The following is an 18,753-nucleotide window of genomic DNA, read 5'->3' as shown; positions in this document are numbered from 1 at the left end:
AGATTAAAAAGTGATATCAACTCCTGATAAAATGAATCTGCTTCTCGGATAAGCGGCATAATCTACACCAGGTGTTAAAGGATTTCTTCTTGTATTTGCCTCCGGATCATATCCCGAATATCCTGTAATAGTAAATACATTATTCATTGTGAAATATAATCTGAAATTGGAAAGTCCGAGTTGTTTGGTAAAGTCTTTTCCAAGAGAATAGCCGATGGTAAGGTTATTCAGACGAAGGAAAGACCCGTCTTCGATAGCATACGAATGAAGGAAATAAGCACCTGCCGGCGGAGTCCACAGCGTGGTATTGGCATTCAGTGCTGCCAAAGCGGCAGGATCATTTACTTTTACGCCATTATCATCAAACCATCTCCAACGGTCTGCGACTTCCGCCAGCATATTGTTGTCTCTGTAAAGATATTGTGTAGAATATTCGATTTTATTAGCATTATAGACTTTATTTCCCACCGAGAAATTGAACATCACGCTCAAGTCCCAGTTTTTATAACGGAAAGTCTGGTTAAATCCGCCATAGAATTTTGGCTGGGCATTTCCCAGGTCCGTCATATCATTATTGTCGATAACGCCGTCTCCGTTTCTGTCTTCAAGTTTCAGGTCTCCCGGCTGTACCGGTCTTGCGCCATTGGCGGCTGCGGCAGAGCTTGCGATGCCTGCTTTCAGAGTGTAAACCTGTGTTGTCGGGTTATAATCAAAATCATTGATTTCATATCTTCCGGCGGTTACATATCCCCAATAAGTACCAACAGGTTTGCCTACCTGCACTAAGAAATCATTCAGGTTATTCTGCCATCCGGAAGGAAACAGGTAAAAGTTGGAACTTGCAGAAGCACTACTTCCTAAACTTTTAATGGTGTTTCTGTTGGATGAAATATTAGCATCAATTTTCCAGGTGAAGTTGTCATTGCTGATGATTGTGCTTCCTACTGAAACCTCAATTCCCTTATTGGTTGTGCTCCCGGAATTCTGGTATTGGTATTCGTAACCTGTTGTCTGTGGGATTTTCGCCAGCAAAAGAAGGTCTTTTGTATCGGTCTGGTACACATCAACGGAACCGTACACTCTGCCTTTAAACAAACCAAAATCCAATCCTGCATTTTTTGAAGTGGCCGATTCCCATTTAACATTTTTATTAGCCATGATATTACCGGTGGTTGCGCCCGGTGTTACATTAGACCCGAAAGCATACCCGTAATCTGATGAAGTGGTAAAGAAGGTATCATACAGAAAAGCTTTAATTCTGTTGTTTCCGGAAAGCCCATATCCTGCTCTCAGCTTCAGTTCGCTTACAACGCTGCTTTCTTTCAGGAAATTCTCTTCATTAATCTTCCATGCAACGGAAGCTGCCGGGAAATAGCCCCATCTGTTTCCGGGACCGAATACACTGGATCCGTCTGCTCTCATGGAGGCTGTTACAATATATTTATTTTTAAAAATATAATTTGCTCTTCCGAAAAACGATACAATTCTATCCGGCAGCACTTCTGTTCTGGGATTGTCCTGAACCAATCCTGAAGGCGGGGTGGCCGACTGAATATTCGCAAATGCTTCCTGAGGACTGATTGATTTCGGAAGCCATTTAATATTCATGGTTAATGATTCGGCATCGGTTTTTACCGTTTCCTGACCTAATAGGAAATCTACTTTATGACTGCCGTATGTTTTCCTGAAATTTAAAGTATTGGTATTGGTAATCCTTCTTGATTGGGCTTTGCTTAAAAAAACAACAGGCTGGTCATTGTTCTGTCTTGCAAGACTGGTAACCACGCCCGAAAACTGATTGACGGATTCGTCTCGCTGAACGTATCCTATAACACTTCGGAAGGTAAAATCTTTATTGATTTTGTATTCAATAACGCCATTCAGCAAGAGGTCATTTCTGCCGCTTTCTTTCACCTCATTATCAGCAAGGATAAGAGGATTTACAAGGTTGGTTTCATTCGCAAATAAAGGGTCGAACTCATCAATGTTCTCGGCTGGCCCTCCTTCAAAAGGCTGGTATCGCACAGCATTTCTCAATCGGTTGGTACTTTGTGAACCTGTTGCGGAAGTCCCTGCACCGAAGATGGTCTGTCTGCTGTACCTTGCATTGAGGGTCATGCTCAGCTTTTTCGTAAGATCATAATCATACTTAAAATTGGCCATATTTCTCTTAAACCCTGAACCAATCATGATTCCGTCTTCCTGAACATTATTTAAAGTTAATGAGAAAGAAGAATTTTCTGATCCGCCTGAAACGGCAATGTTATGGGTGAAATTGAAAGCTTCTCTTCCGAAAACTTCGTCCTGCCAGTCAATTTTTTTAATATTGCCATAGTTTTTTCCGATGTCCTGGAAACTTCCGTATCTCGTATTAAAAGCATCGATGTCCGTCTGTACACCGCCCTTGTTATAGATTTCATATTGATAAAGAACATACTGATACGGATCCAGCACATCAATTGTATTCTGAATTTTTCTTACGCCTAAAAATCCATTATAATTGATAGAAGTTTTTGCTCTTTTTCGGCCGCCTTTCGTTGTGATCATTACGACCCCGTTGGCTCCTCTCGCCCCATAAATACTGGTAGAAGATGCGTCTTTCAGAACTTCGATAGATTCAATTTCTTTCGGAGATAATATGGTAAGCGCATTATCCATCTGAACGCCGTCTACAATGTATAAAGGCGCATTACTTCCGGTAATGGAGTTTCCCCCTCTGATCACGATATCTACGTCCGCTCCCGGAGATCCCTCACTCAGGGAAACCTGTACACCGGCAAGTCTTCCCTGAATGGCTTCCGCAGCATTGGTGGAAGGCATATCCTTTATGGCTTCTGCCTTTACTGAAGAAACGGCATTAGTGACATCTTTTTTAGAAACCTTGGTATATCCTACCAGAACTACTTCATCAATCTTTGTTTCTTTATCCTTGTTGGTTTCTCTCTCTTGAGCCATAGCAAGGACAGGAAGTAGAAAGGCAGTTAGGTATAACCACTTTACTGATTGTACTTTTTTATCCATTTTGTATCCTTATAGTTTTAATTTTGGTTGAAAGTTTTTTTCAATTTTTGTTCTTATGGTGGATTTTTAAGTATTCTATTTTTAGTGGAAAATATTTTCAAAAAATTAACGCTTATCATTGTGCAATCGATTGCGTAATTTTTCGTGATAAATATCTTGGCTTCTAAACTAATATTATTTTCCAATATGCAAAGAAAAAAATATTATTTTTTTATTAATTAAGGTTCAAAAGTTATTCATCTTAAAGAAATGTTAAAAGAAATTATTTAAATATAATATTGTAAATCAGTATATTGATAGTTTTTGTTTTAAACATTTAAGCAATAAAAAAAATGGTGAAAAAGATTATTGATGAATAATTTTTAGCTTAAAATTTAATTAAAATTGCAGCTTTTAAACAGTAAAATATTTACCAAAATTGATAGTAAGAATTAAAATTTATTGCGCTTTACTGATTTTTATCATCTTTTCACATTTCTTCATTAGCAAAATTATTTATGTTTTAACTTAAAATTATTATCGGTATAGATATGATATCGATTTCAATTTTTTTATTAAGATTATTAAAGTCATTTTTAACTAATTTTTCAGAAGTATTTTTAAATTATAGTTCAATTCTGTTATTTATTTCGGTGATATTTTATTTTTAAAATCGTTTTAATACTAAAAATTTAATAAAATAATAATCTTTTATTAAATTGAAAATCAATATATTATGAAATTAAATTAAATTTTTGTTAAGATTTTGAAGAATAGTTATATATTTATGCCGTAAGTATTTCTAGTAATTTTAGTGTAATTTATGCAATCGATTACGCAATGTTTAACAGGTTTTGACAGAACCGCAAAAAAAGAAAAGTAAGAAGTATGGAAAAATCAGAATTTCGTTACGCCCATCACCCTGAAGATGTAAAAAAATATACTACAGAAGAGCTCAGGAGGGAGTTTCTAATCAATGATTTGTTTAATGAAGACCAGATAAAATTAGTCTATTCGATGTATGACAGACTGATTGTCGGAGGTGTTATGCCTTCAACAAAACCTTTAAAACTGGAGCCAACCGATAATCTGAAAGCCCAAAATTTTCTTGACAGGAGAGAATTGGGAATCATCAATGTTGGCGGAGCAGGAACAGTAACGGTAGACGGTGAAGTGTACGAGCTGAACAACAAGGAAGCTTTATACATCGGAAAAGGTGCTAAAGATGTGATTTTTGAAAAAGCAGGTGATGAACAGCCATACTTTTACATCAATTCTGCGCCGGCGCATTACAGTTATCCGAATAAAAAGATTACAAAAAATGAAGCCGAAATCGTAGAATTAGGCGAAGAAAAATATGCCAACAAACGTACCATTAACAAACTTATTGTAAATTCTGTTTTGGAAACCTGCCAGCTTCAGATGGGAATGACGGAACTTCATTCTGGTAGCGTGTGGAATACAATGCCTGCACATACTCATACCAGAAGAATGGAAGCGTACTTTTATTTTGATCTTGAAGAAGGGCAAACCGTAAGCCACTTTATGGGACAGCCTCATGAAACCCGTCACATTTTTATGACCAACAGACAGGCGGTATTGTCACCGGAATGGTCAATCCATTCAGGAGTGGGAACTTCCCATTATACGTTTATCTGGGGAATGGCCGGTGAAAACATGGATTATGGAGATATGGATGGCATTAAAACTAACGAACTAAAGTAATTTTCTAATGAATTTATTTGATTTATCCGGTAAAGTTGCAGTCGTTACCGGCGGAACCCACGGATTGGGAATGGCAATGGCTGAAGGATTGGCGGCGGCTGGAGCAGAACTGGCCATCACAAGCACAACGCCGTCAAAATTGGAAGACGCATTAGACTATTATCATTCAAAAGGATACCAAGCAACCGGTTATATCTTCGATGTAACGGACGAATTGGAAGCCGCCCAGAAAGTAGCCCTGATGGAAGCTACCCACGGAAAAATCGACATCCTTGTCAACAACGCAGGAATTATCAAACGTATTCCGGCTGTGGATATGGAAGTAGAAGACTTTAGAAAAGTAATCGATGTAGATCTTACGGGACCTTTTATCATGTCCAAATTAATTGGAAAATACATGATCAAAAGAAAATCCGGAAAAATCATCAATATCTGTTCAATGATGAGCGAGCTTGGCCGCGATAATGTGGTAGCGTATGCTTCGGCAAAAGGAGGCCTGAAAATGCTTACCAAAAATTTAGCAACAGAATGGGCAAAACATAATATTCAGGTGAATGGTATCGGTCCCGGATATTTTGCAACATCACAAACAGAACCCATCAGAGTAGATGGAAATCCGTTCAACGATTTTATCATCAGCAGAACTCCGGAAGGAAGATGGGGAAATCCTGAAGATCTTGCAGGAACAGCTATTTTTCTGGCTTCTGACGCAAGTAAGTTCATTAACGGACAGATCATTTACGTTGATGGAGGAATTCTCGCAACCATCGGGAAGCCTGCTAATGAATAACAACAGAATTACAAAGAATGAAACCTTTTATAACAGATCAATTTTTATTACAAAGTAAATACGCGGAAGAACTATATTTCAGATTTGCAGAAAAACAACCGATCATTGATTATCATAATCACCTGATTCCTAAAGATATTGCCGAAGATACTGTTTTCGAAAATATTTCCAAAGTCTGGATTGCCGGCGACCATTATAAGTGGAGAGCCATGCGTACCTTAGGCGTAAACGAAAAATTCATTACCGGAGATTCTTCAGACAAAGAAAAATTTCAGGCATGGGGAAAAACGGTTCCTTACACGTTGAGAAATCCCTTATACCACTGGACACATCTGGAATTAAAAAGATATTTCGGAATTGATGAATTGCTGAATGAACACAATGCCTCGGAAATTTACGATAACATCACCGCACAGCTTCAGACTCCTGAAAAATCCACCAGAGGATTATTGAAAATGATGAATGTAGAATCTCTATGTACTACAGAAGATCCTACAGATACGCTCAATTACCATCAGGATCTGGCAAAAAGTGACTTCTCTATCAAAGTAAGTACTGCCTTCCGCCCGGATAAAGCGATTTTAATTGAAAACCACAACTTTGCAGATTACCTTTCAAAATTAGGCGAAGCTGCCGGTATTGAAATCAATTCATACCAGACATTGTGCGACGCTTTATTAAAAAGAATTGAATATTTCCATGAAAACGGATGCAGGCTCTGCGATCACGGATTGAACAATATTTCTTTTGAAATGGTTACAGAAGCTGAAGTATGCGCAATCTTCAATGATAAACTGAATGGAAAAGTTATCGCTGAAAAGCAGGTCAACCAATTCAAGACAGCCATTTTACTATTCTTAGGTGAAGCTTACCATACATACGGTTGGGTTCAGCAGTTCCACTTAGGAGCACTCAGAAACAATAACGAAAGAATGCATAGAATTTTAGGACCGGATACGGGTTGGGATTCTATCGGAGACTTTGTTCAGGCAGAAAATTTATCTAAATTTTTAAATGCGCTGGACGGGAAAGATAAATTAACGAAAACCATCTTATATAATTTAAACCCTTCCGATAACGAAATTTTTGCAACCATGATCGGAAATTTCAATGATGGAAGTATCAAAGGAAAAGTGCAGTTCGGCTCAGGATGGTGGTTTCTCGATCAGAAAGACGGCATGATTAAACAGATGAATGCGCTTTCCAATATGGGACTGATCAGCTGCTTCGTAGGAATGCTTACGGATTCCAGAAGCTTCCTTTCCTATCCGAGACATGAATATTTCAGAAGAGTATTGTGTAACCTTTTCGGAGAAGAAATGAAAAACGGAGAATTACCAGACGATATAGAGCATGTCGGAAAAATAATTTCTGATATTTGTTATTATAACGCTAAAAATTATTTTGATTTTTAAATTTAATAATGTCTATCGTAGAATTGGCGGATTAACAGATTATTTCAAATCTGCTTAATCTGCGAGAGACTCAAATACATTTTAAACCATTAAGAAGAATTAAGAAGCTAAGTTTTGATTAAGGCAAAATCAAACATTTTAATTCAGCAAAAACACTTAAAGCAAGGTTCAACTTAATGATTCTAAACTCCTTAATAAAATCTTAATGGTTAAATAAAAAACAATTTGAATATCTATAACTTTTTGTGGTCTTATTTAAGTAGAACGCCATTGTGAACTTAAAAATATAATCGAGTTTTAAGAGAAAATCTTTGCAGACTTTGCGTTTAAAACAGCAGCAGATATTCAAAAAAATTAACGTTTGTAAAAGTTATGGGTAAAATACTTACTTTCGGTGAAATCATCATGCGGCTTTCGCCACCCGGAAACAGAACCATGAAGCAAAGCCACGAGATGGAATTTTTTTTCGGCGGAACGGAACTTAATGTCGCTTCATCATTGGCGACGATGGGATGCGAGGTAAGACACGTCAGCAGCATTTCCGATGATTTTGTCGGGGAATCAGCGCTTTCTTTTGTGAAAAGCTTTGGAATTGATACGCGTTTTATTTCTAAAAACGAACATCCTTTAGGGTTGTACTTTTTAGAAACAGGTTCAGCAGTTCGGGCAAGCAGGATTGCATACAACAGGTTAAACGGTTCTTTTGCCAATATTCAACCTGAAGAGATAAACTGGAAAAAAGCTTTGGAGGGTTGTGATTATTTTCACTGGACAGGCATCAGCCCGGGAATTTCAGAAGCAGCCTATGAAGCACTGAAGAAAGGTCTGCAGACTGCCCGTGAAATGGGTGTTGAGATTACAACGGATCCGGCTTACCGCTCTAACCTTTGGAAATATGGCAAAAAAGGCAATGCAGTGTTGAAAGAACTCGTTTCCCTGTCAACAATTTTCATCGGAGGAACTAACGAAATCAACGAAATTTTAGAGACTCAGTTTTTACCAGACAAAAATGGCTTTATCCAAGCTTGTGAAGAATTAAAAAAACAGTGCCCCTCCATCCATAAAATTTTCGATAAAATAAGAATTGGTGTTACTGCAAGTTCTCAGCAAACACAGGGAAGGGCGATGGTTAATGGAAATTATTTTGAAACAGAATTGCTTGAAGTAAATCCTGTAGTAGACAGAATCGGAACAGGTGACGCTTTTGCAGCAGGTTTGATCTACGGTTTAATCAATTTCGATGATGAAAAAGCCTTGAATTTTGCCAACGCAGCATGTGCGATCAAACATACCATTTTAGGTGATATCAACTACAGCAGTGCAGAAGATATCCTCGAAGTGATGGGTGGAAATTCAGGAGGAAGAATAAAAAGATAAGAGCCAGCCGTGTTAGAGCTTTAAGCTCTAACACGGCTCCAAAAACAAAAACAAAATGACAAAAATTCAAACCATTACCAATACCATCATCAATCAGGGGATTTTACCGCTGTATTATAATGATGATGAAACGGTAACCTTAGAAATACTGAGATCATTGTACAAAGCCGGAATCCGTGCGGTGGAATATACAAGCCGTGGTGAAGCGGCATTAAATAATTTCAGGAAAATGGTAGAAATCCGCGATGCGGAAATGCCGGATATGCTGTTGGGAATCGGAACGGTAAAAAATCTGCAGCAGGCTGAGGAATATTATAACATCGGAGCAGATTTCTTTATCAGTCCGGGGTTTGTATCGGAAGTTGCGGCATTTTTAATTCCGAAAGATATTTTGTATAGTCCGGGCTGTATGACGCCCACGGAAATCATTGAAGCGGAGAATGCAGGGGTAACTTTCATTAAACTATTCCCCGGTAATGCGTTGGGAACAGGATTTATGAGTGCCATAAAAGATGTTTTCCCAAATTTGAAATTTATGCCAACGGGTGGAGTAGATACAACGCATGAAAACATCCAAAGCTGGTTCAAAGCCGGAGTTTCCGCAGTGGGAATGGGAAGCAAGCTGATAAGCAAAGAACGTATGGCGGCTAAAGATTATGCAACCATTGAAAATGAAACAAAAAAAGTTCTGGAAATTATCAGAATTTTAAAATAATAATGACTAACGAAAGTAAACATCTTCTGATCTTAGGCTAAGTGAAACGCCGTTGAGAAATTAAAAGTATGCATCAGATTTAAAAAAAGCTTTGCCGACTTTGCATTAAAAAGCATTATAAAAATTAAAACTAAACTAATTCAAACATCAATATGAGTTCAGTTAAACTACTTAAACCTACAAATTTCAGGTGGACTATCTGTGTCCTGCTGTTCATTGCCACAACAATCAACTATCTGGATCGTCAGGTTTTATCTTTAACGTGGAAAGATTTCATTGCTCCGGAATTTCACTGGAACAATAACGATTATGGAAATATAACCGCTTTATTTTCTATATTTTATGCAGTTGGAATGCTTTTCGCCGGTAAATTCGTCGATTGGATGGATACCAAAAAAGGATTTCTCTGGGCTATTGGAATATGGTCTGTAGGGGCTGTCTTACATGCATTCTGCGGTATTGCCACATCAGGAATTCTTACCGGAAACTGGACGGCAGGTTTCCACGGATCAAAAGAATTGATTGCTACGGTTTCCAATACATCCGCAATTATCAGTACCAGTGTTTCGCTGTTCATCTTTGCCCGTTTCGTACTGGCTATCGGTGAAGCTGGGAATTTTCCGGCAGCTATTAAAACCACGGCAGAATATTTCCCCAAAAAAGACAGAGCTTTATCCACCAGTATCTGGAATGCAGGGGCAACAGTCGGAGCTTTGGCTGCACCCATTACTATTCCTTTCATTGCGAAATCAATGGGCTGGGAGTGGGCATTCATCATTATTGGAGCTTTAGGTTTTGTATGGATGGGACTCTGGGTGTTTTATTATAAAAAACCTCACGAGCATCATAAAGTAAACGAACATGAGCTAACCTATATCAATCAGGATCAGGAAGAAATTGTTACTGATAAAGCTGAACCTCAGACTGAAGAAAGAAAATTCACCTTCAAAGAATGCTTCAGCTACAGGCAAACCTGGGCTTTTGCATTTGGAAAATTCATGACCGACGGTGTTTGGTGGTTCTTTTTATTCTGGACTCCGGCTTACTTAAGTTCTGTATATCAAATGGATTCCACACAAAGCGCGTTCCCGTTATTTGTATTATATATGATTACTTTGTTTTCCATCATCGGGGGATGGCTCCCGAAATATTTTGTAGAAAAAAAAGGAATGAATGCCTACAATGGAAGAATGAAAGCCATGCTGATCTTCGCATTTTTCCCTTTGCTGGCTTTACTGGCTCAGCCATTAGGTTCTGTAACCTATTGGATTCCGGTTTTAATTATCGGCGTAGCTGGCGCAGCGCATCAGGCTTGGTCTGCGAATATCTTCTCAACTGTTGGCGATATGTTCCCGAAAAAAGCCATCGCCACCATCACCGGAATTGGTGGAATGGCAGGAGGAATCGGTTCTTTTTTAATCAATAAATCATCCGGGCTTTTATTCGATCATGCGCATAAAGCATGGTCAACCGTAGACGGTGTTCCTTTAATGGAAAAATATCCGCAGTATATTAATGAAAGATTACCCGACGGCTTCTTCGAGAAACTGGAAAAGTCAGGAGCTGTAGTGGTAGACGGAATTGATAAAGGCTATATGATCATTTTCTCAATCTGCGCGGTTGCTTACTTAATCGCCTGGACAGTAATGAAGACATTAGTTCCGAAATATAAAGTGATAAAATAAACTTACAACAAGCTTAAACCTTCAAGGTTTCAAAAACCTTGAAGGTTTGATTAAAAATAAACCGTTAAGAATATGTAAGAAGTTAAAATCATTAAGACTTTGCAAGCAAATATAAGAGCATGCTTAAGAAATTTATTTCTCTTAACTCATCATAAATCTTAATACATCTTAACGGTTAAAAATAATATAGAAAGTAAAAAATAAACTCTCTGTTATTTTATTTTAAGTGAAACGCCTTTGCGAACTTAAAAAATATACATTGAGTTTTAAAAGAAACCTTTGCGCTCATTGCGTTTAAAAAAATCGCAACAATATCAGAAAAAATGGAAAATCAGATAAAACAAAAATTAAATCGTGAATTAAACAATCTTCAGGAAAAGCTTCCCATAAAAATCATACAGTTTGGTGGCGGGAATTTCATGAGAGGATTCACCGATTATATCATTGATAAATTAAATAAAGAAACAAACTGGAAAGGTGGAATTGTCAATTTACAGGCAACACCCAATGGCTCCATTCAGAAAATGGAAGAGCAGGATAATTTGTATACCTTATTTACAAGAGGAATTAAAAAAGGAGAAATTCATGATGAAAAGCAGGTGATTTCTGCCATACAGAAGTCTATTAATCCTTATGCTAATTACGATGAATTCTTAGCGCTGGCAAAAGAAGAAGAACTGGAATTTGTATTTTCAAACACAACGGAAACCGGAATTGCTTATGACGAAACTGAAACCTCTTATGAAGGCCCGCACAGGAATTTTCCTGCGAAAGTTACGGTTTTACTCCACGAAAGATTTAAGCATTTCAACGGGGCGGCAGATAAAGGGTTGAGAATTATCCCATGCGAATTAATTGAAAACAATGCATTTGCATTAAGAGAGATTATCCTGAAATATGCACAGCTTTGGAATTTAGAAGATAATTTTGTGCAATGGATTAACCAACATAATTATTTCCATAATACATTGGTAGACAGAATCGTTCCCGGTTATCCTAAAGATGACGTAGAAACCTATGAAGATCAGCTTGATTATGAAGACCAGATGATGGTGGTTTCGGAATGCTTCCTGCTTTTTGTTATTCAGGATGCCGGAAATTTAAATGAAAAAATCCCATTCAACAAGATCAACGAGCAGATTCTGGTGGTGAATGATATCCAGCCGTACCGTTTAAGAAAAGTCAGAATTTTGAATGGAGGGCATACTCTGATGCTGGCTCCTGCAATTTTATCAGGACAGGAAACAGTGAAAGAATCCATTGATAATCCGTTTATCGGAAAGTTTTTAAGTGATGCCGTTTTTAATGAAGTTAATCCTACATTGGGCTTAGAGGAAACTGAACTGAAAGATTTTGCGGAAGAAGTGTTTGACCGTTTCAGGAATCCATTCATCAAGCATTATCTGGCGAGCATTGCTTTGTATTTCGTTTCTAAATTTAAAGTGAGAGTATTGCCCAGCTTATTAACGCACGTTGAAACTACCGGAAAATTACCAATAAATATTACTTTTTCTTTGGCATCTTTAATCAGATTCTACAAGGGAAGTTATGGCGAAAAAAACCTTCCGTTGAATGATGAAGCCGGAATTATTGCTAAATTTAAAGAAATCTGGAGAAACGAAGATTACGAAAAAGTGGCTGAACTGGCACTTTCCGAAACTTCATTTTGGGACACCGATCTTACTCAGGTTGAAGGATTGAAAACAGCAGTTGCCAAAGCATTATACGAGATCGATCATAATGATATGGAAACGGCATATAACAATTTTGTAGCATTTAATTCGTAAAAATCATGCAAAAGAAAGTACTGAAAGTAAATCCGAAAGACAACGTTATTGTAGCGCTGTTGGATTTGCCTGCCGGAGAATCGGTACATCTTGACGGAACAGACTATACAGTAATAAAAGATATTAAAGCCAAACATAAATTTGCAGCGCAAGATTTTGAGGATGGCGATCATATCATCATGTACGGGGTAATCGTCGGAAAAGCGAATCAGTTCATCAGAAAAGGCGAGGTAATCACAACAGAAAACGTAAAGCACCAAAGCGCCAAAGTTGAAGGCAAAACAGAAACATTAGGCTGGAATCCACCGAATGTCGACAAATGGAAAGACCGTACTTTCATGGGCTATCACCGGGAAGACGGGCAGGTGGGGACGGAAAACGTATGGCTCTTCTTTCCTCTGGTATTTTGCGAGAACAAAAATATCGAAACGCTGAAAGACATTTTTGAAAAAGAACTGTTGCATGAAAAAGCAAGCAAACATCAGCTGTTATTAAGGTCTTTGCTAAATGGCGGCGAAACTTCTGATATTGCAGTAGAAGAGAAAGAAGATACAAGAATATTTAAAAATATAAATGTACGGTTCATCACGCACCAAGGCGGCTGCGGCGGAATCCGTCAGGATGCCGAAGCCTTGGGAAGACTGTTTGCAGGATATGTCAACAACCCGAATGTGGCAGGAGCTACCGTTCTCAGCTTAGGATGCCAGAATCTTCAGGTGCAGATCTTTATGGACGCCCTTCACACATTGGCTCCCAATAACAAAAAACCGATTGTCGTGTACGAACAGCAAAAATCAGGAACGATTGATGAAATGCTGACCGGCGTCATCAAAGATTCTTACGAAGGCATTAAACAAGCTAATAATATAGAAAGAAAACCGGCACCCATTACCAAACTGAATATCGGTTTGGAATGTGGCGGATCAGATGGTTTTTCAGGAATTTCCGCAAACCCTGTTTTAGGAGAAGTATCCGATATCATGGCAGCCGTTGGCGGAACCACAATGTTAGCCGAATTCCCTGAGCTGTGTGGAGTAGAGCAGGAGTTAGTGAATCGTTGTATCAACGATGAAGACGGTGTGAAATTCCTTCAGCTGATGAAAGATTTTGAACAATCTGTTGTTGCGGCAGGTTCCGGTTTTGATATGAATCCTTCGCCGGGAAATATCAAAGACGGACTGATTACCGATGCTATGAAATCGGCTGGAGCAGCCAAAAAAGGTGGAGCAGCACCGATTGTGGAAGTGCTTGATTTCACGGAGTATGCCACGAAACCAGGACTCAATCTTCTCTGTACCCCCGGAAACGACGCCGAATGTACCACCGCTTTAGTAGGTTCCGGTGCAACAGTGGTTCTTTTTACCACAGGTCTCGGAACACCGATGGGAAATCCCATTGCCCCGGTCGTAAAGATTTCTTCCAACACCGCATTGGCAGAGAAAATGCCGGATATCATTGATTTTAATGCAGGGACTGTGATCAGTGGGGATAAAACCATTCCCGAAGCGGCAGACGAGCTGTTGGAATATATCATCAAAGTAGCAAGCGGTGAAGTCAAAACCAAAGCCGGCTTATTAAATCAGAATGATTTTATTCCATGGAGACGAGGGGTCTCTTTGTAATAAGTTAGTTATATTAGATATTAGGGTTGAAAATGCTTTCTGCTTCGGCGGGGAGCATTTTCTTTTTGTTGTTTTAAATCCAAATGCCATCTATCTTTTCACACGCTTGTATCGTCAAAGATGTTCGCATCGGCGAAATGAATTTTTTCACAAATCATCATGAAATTTTGCAGTTAGCATCGGTAGGAACGGGCTTTAGCCCGTTTAATGATGAGATGTTATGGTCGGCTTTAGCCAAAACCTCTGCAGGAAACATTATTTCTCCGTCCAATATTTCTTTTTTAAATGTTCCGTTTTCAGGATATCACAACCTAAAACAAATACCCGATACACTGGTCTTTCACTGCCGTAATACGGAATATTGTCTTCAAAATATTCGATGTTCATTTGGACTAATGTATTTTTCAGGTCGGTGATTTTACCAATGTCAGCAGAAAAACCGATACAATGCGTCTTTGCCCATTTGTCGGACTTAATTTGGTTAAAAGCATATTCGACGATTTCTGCTTCTGTGTTGAAGGTTTCCAGAACCTTCTTTTGTCCACGCTCCATATAATACCAGGTAAAATGGTGGCCGGATTGTTCAATTCCCAACCCTTCATAAATAGGATTTCCGTTGATGGAATAACTGTTGAAATTAAAACAATGTTCTTTCATCCAGTGTTCAAGTTCAGGTATCGTCTTTGGTGTATCGTTATCCATTTCTATATTTTTTAGTATCTGACATTAGCATGATCATCATGCCAATAGCAGTTAGGCTATACTTTCATAAAGCTATAAAAATAAACCATCCCGTCAAAAATTCTTCGAATTTTCGCCACCCCTCCAAAGGAGGGGAATCAATGCGTAAATGGTTAGTGTTTTTAAATTCACCTCCCTCGGAGGGGTGGATTAATTTTCAGGGAAAATTAAGACGGGGTGGTTAAAACAGAGTAAATCATGAAAGATTCAGATTTGCAATCCATGCTAAAAGCAACATATAAAATTCAAGGATTACAAATCCGCAACATCGTGTTTTTTGATAATGCGGCTCCTATTAGCATCAATAGGAACGGGCTTTAGCCCGTTTAATAGTAAAGGAAACAATTGGCTTTAGCCTAAATCTATATTCGCTGTCATCATCATTCAAAATCACTCTTGCCACACTTAAAATAAATCATCCCAAAATATTTTCTTATTATCTTTGTCCATTGAAAATAAAACTATGAGTATTCACATCAGTGCAGAAAAAGGACAAATAGCCAAAGTCGTGTTGCAGCCGGGAGATCCGCTTCGTGCGCAGTTTATCGCCGAAAAATATCTTGAAAATGCAGAATTGGTAAGCAAAACGAGAGGCATATTTTATTATACGGGCTTGTATAAAGGAAAGGAGATCACCGTTGGAGCAAGCGGAATGGGCTTTCCGAGCATCGGGATCTATTCTTTCGAGCTATTCACGGAGTATGAAGTGGATACCATCATCCGAATCGGAACCTGTGGCGCATACAATACCGATCTTCAGCTTTTCGATATTTTAAATGTCGATAATGCCGCCAGTGAAAGTACGTATGCAAAATACGCCTGGGAAATAGAAGATGAAATCCTTCCGCATCAGGGTGCTATTTACAATACCATTAATCAGACAGCAGAACAACTTTCCCTGAAAACAAAATCCATTAACGTGCACAGCAGCGATATTTTTTACAGGAAAGATCCTGCCGTACCGGCAATTGCCACAAAATATAATTGTCCGGCTGTGGAAATGGAAGCGTTCGGTTTATTTGCCAATGCAAAACATTTAGGAAAAAATGCAGCAACCATCCTTACGGTGACAGACATCATCCCAACCCACGAAAAGATCTCCGCTGACGAAAGAGAAAGAGCACTGAAACCGATGATGGAACTCGCTTTGGAATCTGCATTGAAAAGTCTGTAAAAACAAATCAGTAGAAATATTTCGAGACAATGGCTTGCAACAAGAAAGCGGTCTCAAAAGGTAAAATATTTGAATTTGTCGTTCTGAGTAACGAAGAATCTTCCCAACTAAGTTGTTGAGATTCTTCATTTATTCAGAATGACATTTTTTAGGGTAAAGAAAATTGAATGATATAGGTATTGAGATTTTCTTTATCGATCAGGTAGCGGATAAGGTTGAACCACTTTTTGCAATGATCCAGAATCCATGCATCGGAAGAAATAATAATTTCTCCACATTCCGCTAAAAACTGGTCGGGATTAAATTCCAGTGAGGTTTCCCAATCAAGCTCCCGTTCGTTGGCAAATTCAGAAATCAGCTGGCAGATTCTTCCGCTGTTGGAAACCGGCCTGTCAAAAATCCAGCATAGTTTACCGATATTGCATTGCTGAAAGAAATCAGCCACCAGCTCCAAAGACGGAAATGTCTGGTTTACCCTTTTATATGTCCCGTGAACTCCGGAAAGATCACGGAAGCATCCGTCCAGCCCTTCAAAAATATAAGCCCCGGACAGCAGGCTTTCCAAAAGGATAAGCACATTAAATCCGTCAATATACGCGGTTTTTCCCCGAAGTTCTTCAACGGTAATTTCTTTAGCTTTTCTGTTCAGCAGCTGTTGCTGTGATGCGGATGCTCCCCGTATTGCCTGAATCTGCCTTATTTTCAGTCGGTAACGATTTCCTGCCAGTTCGAAAGACGCTTTTTCGGGATACGCTCGCGAAAGTAAATAATGCATATCCTCAACCGCCATTTTGAGTATTTCAACCTGCTTCTCTGACCCGAATAAGCTGTCGTCGGAAGTATTTTTACCGCGGTTTCTGTTGTTCATGTTCAAATGTAATATAAAATGCTTACATTTCCTTTCCGGTAGACAGAATTTGATTAAATTTACGTCACTAATGCACATTTGTTTAGAGATATAACTAAAAACATGTATGAATAAAAAAAGTGCCACCATCTATGATATTTCGAAGAAGCTTAACGTAAGTGTGGCAACTGTTTCGAGAGCGCTGAACAATCATCCCAGAATAAGCCAGGCCACAAAAGACCTGGTGAACAAAACAGCGAAGGAGATGAATTATAAGCAGAACAATCTGGCCAAAGCTTTAAAAAGCGGGGAAACCAAAAACGTTGGCATCATCGTTCCGTTTGTGAATACCAATTTCTTTTCCTCTGTCATCCGCGGAATTGAAGAAGAGCTTTCTCCATTCGGGTACCACGTCATCATCTGCCAGAGCCATGAGGATGTCAATATTGAAAAAAGGCATCTCAACACCTTACTGAATGCGCAGGTTGACGGAATCTTCATGTCGGTTTCAAGAACAACCATTGATACAGCGCATATCAGGAATATACTGGATACAACAAATACTCCCATCATTTTTTTCGACCGTAAAAAAGATATTTCCGGGATCAGTACCGTAACTATTGATGATTACCGTGGTGGCTATATGGCCACAGAACACCTCATCAAAGAAGGGTATAAAAATATCTGCCATTTTTCGGGAGATCTTAATCTTGAAATTTACCAGAATCGATTAAATGGCTATAAGCAGGCTTTAAAGGATCATCATTTTCAGGTAAAAGAAGAAAATATCATCATGACCGGAAGTTCCATTGAAGAAGGAATTGAAGCAATTAAAAAGCTTTGGGACAGAAAATCTGTTCCGGATGCCATCTTTTCTGCCAGTGATTTTGCTGCATTGGGAGCCTGCCAGGAACTGAAAAAGAGGAAAATAAAAATTCCACAGGAAGTTGCAGTGATTGGTTTTTCCAACGAACCTTTTACCCAGTTTATGGAGCTGCCGATAAGTTCTGTCGACCAGACTCCCGTAATGATGGGGAAAATGGCCGGGCAGGTTTTCCTGGAAAGCGTAAAAGAAAACGGCTCCGGTATTTCCACGGAAAAGAAAGTGGTACTGGCTCCTCAGCTATACATCAGGAAATCTTCCAGGAGAAAATAATCTTGCCTTCGTTTATTTCGCAAATCATTAGATATGATGCCATCCAAATTTCCCTTTTTAGATACTCTATTTCTTCTTCGGAAAGAAGAATGCATCACAATTTTCACGGATCTTCATGAGATATCCGGAAAAGAAATACAGGATGCTGCAGAGTACTTAGAATCTGAATTTGAAAAAGAACGGCTGGAATTTTTATCTCAGGACATTAGCTTCGATAAAGAAGCTTCGGTATGGGCGGCTCAGGTGCTGTATCACAGTGCGCAGCTTTATCTTGTCAGGAAAGATACTTCCAAAGATCTTCATCATCTGGTACCCGATTATAAGGGTAAAAGAGATGTTTCTGCCCTATTATCAGCAGATTTATCCCTACGGTTTTTACCGCAGATTGTTTCTGCATTACAAAACGCAGATCCGGAAGATCCCTTAATTAAAATGCTGGAAAATATCCTTCAACAATTTCATTATTCATCAATTGGTCATGATATTGAATTGCTGAATATCAACTGGGAAGAAGAATTACAAGACAAAACATACCGGAAATTATATCTTGAAAGGGTTGTTGAAAATAAATCTTACCAACTTGCAGAAATCCCTTACATTAATCAGTTGCTGCTCGCTGAATTTGGATTGCACAAAGATTTATTCTGGAAAGAACTAAAAACGATACCCGAATAAATAAACCCTGCGAACTTAAAAAACAGCCGGTATATAAAAAACCT

At 38.7% G+C, this 18,753-nt stretch carries 14 protein-coding genes; 11 read left to right on the top strand and 3 right to left on the bottom strand.

Going from position 1 to position 18,753, the window contains the following annotated elements:
- Positions 1 to 3: 3 nt before the first annotated feature.
- Positions 4 to 3,021: a SusC/RagA family TonB-linked outer membrane protein gene (locus tag SOP96_RS14570; protein ID WP_326321658.1), complete on the bottom strand. Its 3,018-nt coding sequence runs from the start codon at positions 3,019 to 3,021 to the stop codon at positions 4 to 6.
- 867 nt (positions 3,022 to 3,888) lie between these two features.
- Here SOP96_RS14570 and kduI point away from each other — a divergent pair.
- From kduI to SOP96_RS14530, 8 genes are all read left to right on the top strand, one after another.
- Complete coding sequence (kduI, locus tag SOP96_RS14565; RefSeq protein WP_326321657.1) at positions 3,889 to 4,725, top strand: 5-dehydro-4-deoxy-D-glucuronate isomerase; 837 nt, start codon at positions 3,889 to 3,891, stop codon at positions 4,723 to 4,725.
- Positions 4,726 to 4,732: 7 nt separating this feature from the next.
- Positions 4,733 to 5,515 (top strand): gluconate 5-dehydrogenase, encoded by a 783-nt coding sequence (locus SOP96_RS14560; protein ID WP_326321656.1) that lies wholly within the window; start codon positions 4,733 to 4,735, stop codon positions 5,513 to 5,515.
- 17 nt (positions 5,516 to 5,532) lie between these two features.
- Positions 5,533 to 6,930 carry a glucuronate isomerase gene (gene uxaC / locus SOP96_RS14555; RefSeq protein WP_326321655.1) on the top strand — a complete coding sequence of 466 codons (1,398 nt, stop codon included), beginning with the start codon at positions 5,533 to 5,535 and terminating at the stop codon, positions 6,928 to 6,930.
- Between the two features lie 372 nt (positions 6,931 to 7,302).
- Positions 7,303 to 8,307, top strand: a complete 1,005-nt coding sequence (locus tag SOP96_RS14550) for a sugar kinase (RefSeq protein ID WP_326321654.1) — start codon at positions 7,303 to 7,305, stop codon at positions 8,305 to 8,307.
- A gap of 55 nt (positions 8,308 to 8,362) precedes the next feature.
- Positions 8,363 to 9,022 (top strand): bifunctional 4-hydroxy-2-oxoglutarate aldolase/2-dehydro-3-deoxy-phosphogluconate aldolase, encoded by a 660-nt coding sequence (locus tag SOP96_RS14545; protein WP_326321653.1) that lies wholly within the window; start codon positions 8,363 to 8,365, stop codon positions 9,020 to 9,022.
- Positions 9,023 to 9,174: 152 nt separating this feature from the next.
- Positions 9,175 to 10,707 carry an MFS transporter gene (locus tag SOP96_RS14540; protein WP_326321652.1) on the top strand — a complete coding sequence of 511 codons (1,533 nt, stop codon included), beginning with the start codon at positions 9,175 to 9,177 and terminating at the stop codon, positions 10,705 to 10,707.
- Positions 10,708 to 11,030: 323 nt separating this feature from the next.
- A complete protein-coding gene (locus tag SOP96_RS14535; RefSeq protein ID WP_326321651.1) occupies positions 11,031 to 12,494 on the top strand; it encodes a tagaturonate reductase in 1,464 nt (487 codons plus the stop codon).
- A 5-nt stretch (positions 12,495 to 12,499) separates the two neighbouring features.
- Positions 12,500 to 14,116 carry a UxaA family hydrolase gene (locus tag SOP96_RS14530; RefSeq protein ID WP_326321650.1) on the top strand — a complete coding sequence of 539 codons (1,617 nt, stop codon included), beginning with the start codon at positions 12,500 to 12,502 and terminating at the stop codon, positions 14,114 to 14,116.
- Between the two features lie 255 nt (positions 14,117 to 14,371).
- Here SOP96_RS14530 and SOP96_RS14525 read toward each other — a convergent pair whose 3' ends face one another.
- Complete coding sequence (locus SOP96_RS14525) at positions 14,372 to 14,818, bottom strand: hypothetical protein (protein ID WP_326321649.1); 447 nt, start codon at positions 14,816 to 14,818, stop codon at positions 14,372 to 14,374.
- 502 nt (positions 14,819 to 15,320) lie between these two features.
- Between SOP96_RS14525 and deoD the strand changes: the two genes are divergently transcribed.
- Positions 15,321 to 16,031: a purine-nucleoside phosphorylase gene (gene deoD, locus SOP96_RS14520; RefSeq protein ID WP_326321648.1), complete on the top strand. Its 711-nt coding sequence runs from the start codon at positions 15,321 to 15,323 to the stop codon at positions 16,029 to 16,031.
- Between the two features lie 148 nt (positions 16,032 to 16,179).
- Here deoD and SOP96_RS14515 read toward each other — a convergent pair whose 3' ends face one another.
- Positions 16,180 to 16,899: a DUF434 domain-containing protein gene (locus SOP96_RS14515; protein ID WP_326321647.1), complete on the bottom strand. Its 720-nt coding sequence runs from the start codon at positions 16,897 to 16,899 to the stop codon at positions 16,180 to 16,182.
- Positions 16,900 to 17,005: 106 nt separating this feature from the next.
- On the opposite strand from SOP96_RS14515, the gene SOP96_RS14510 reads away from it, so the two are divergent.
- Together SOP96_RS14510 and SOP96_RS14505 are read left to right on the top strand one after the other, a co-directional pair.
- Positions 17,006 to 18,034, top strand: a complete 1,029-nt coding sequence (locus SOP96_RS14510; protein WP_326321646.1) for a LacI family DNA-binding transcriptional regulator — start codon at positions 17,006 to 17,008, stop codon at positions 18,032 to 18,034.
- Positions 18,035 to 18,067: 33 nt separating this feature from the next.
- A complete protein-coding gene (locus tag SOP96_RS14505; protein WP_326321645.1) occupies positions 18,068 to 18,709 on the top strand; it encodes a hypothetical protein in 642 nt (213 codons plus the stop codon).
- Positions 18,710 to 18,753 lie beyond the last annotated feature (44 nt).

The sequence above is a fragment of the Chryseobacterium salviniae genome, from assembly GCF_035819015.1.
Taxonomy (GTDB): Bacteria; Bacteroidota; Bacteroidia; order Flavobacteriales; family Weeksellaceae; genus Chryseobacterium; species Chryseobacterium salviniae.
Note: the sequence above shows the minus strand (reverse complement) of the source record. Positions and strands in the feature narration are given on the sequence as shown.

Bases quoted from the DNA above. Each gene is read 5' to 3' on its own strand.
- SOP96_RS14505 (WP_326321645.1), top strand. From the start codon at position 18,068: ATGATGCCATCCAAATTTCCCTTTTTAGATACTCTATTTCTTCTTCGG.
- uxaC (WP_326321655.1), top strand. From the start codon at position 5,533: ATGAAACCTTTTATAACAGATCAATTTTTATTACAAAGTAAATACGCG.
- SOP96_RS14515 (WP_326321647.1), bottom strand. From the start codon at position 16,899: ATGAACAACAGAAACCGCGGTAAAAATACTTCCGACGACAGCTTATTC.
- deoD (WP_326321648.1), top strand. From the start codon at position 15,321: ATGAGTATTCACATCAGTGCAGAAAAAGGACAAATAGCCAAAGTCGTG.
- SOP96_RS14540 (WP_326321652.1), top strand. From the start codon at position 9,175: ATGAGTTCAGTTAAACTACTTAAACCTACAAATTTCAGGTGGACTATC.
- SOP96_RS14535 (WP_326321651.1), top strand. From the start codon at position 11,031: ATGGAAAATCAGATAAAACAAAAATTAAATCGTGAATTAAACAATCTT.
- kduI (WP_326321657.1), top strand. From the start codon at position 3,889: ATGGAAAAATCAGAATTTCGTTACGCCCATCACCCTGAAGATGTAAAA.
- SOP96_RS14550 (WP_326321654.1), top strand. From the start codon at position 7,303: ATGGGTAAAATACTTACTTTCGGTGAAATCATCATGCGGCTTTCGCCA.
- SOP96_RS14545 (WP_326321653.1), top strand. From the start codon at position 8,363: ATGACAAAAATTCAAACCATTACCAATACCATCATCAATCAGGGGATT.
- SOP96_RS14570 (WP_326321658.1), bottom strand. From the start codon at position 3,021: ATGGATAAAAAAGTACAATCAGTAAAGTGGTTATACCTAACTGCCTTT.
- SOP96_RS14560 (WP_326321656.1), top strand. From the start codon at position 4,733: ATGAATTTATTTGATTTATCCGGTAAAGTTGCAGTCGTTACCGGCGGA.
- SOP96_RS14530 (WP_326321650.1), top strand. From the start codon at position 12,500: ATGCAAAAGAAAGTACTGAAAGTAAATCCGAAAGACAACGTTATTGTA.
- SOP96_RS14525 (WP_326321649.1), bottom strand. From the start codon at position 14,818: ATGGATAACGATACACCAAAGACGATACCTGAACTTGAACACTGGATG.
- SOP96_RS14510 (WP_326321646.1), top strand. From the start codon at position 17,006: ATGAATAAAAAAAGTGCCACCATCTATGATATTTCGAAGAAGCTTAAC.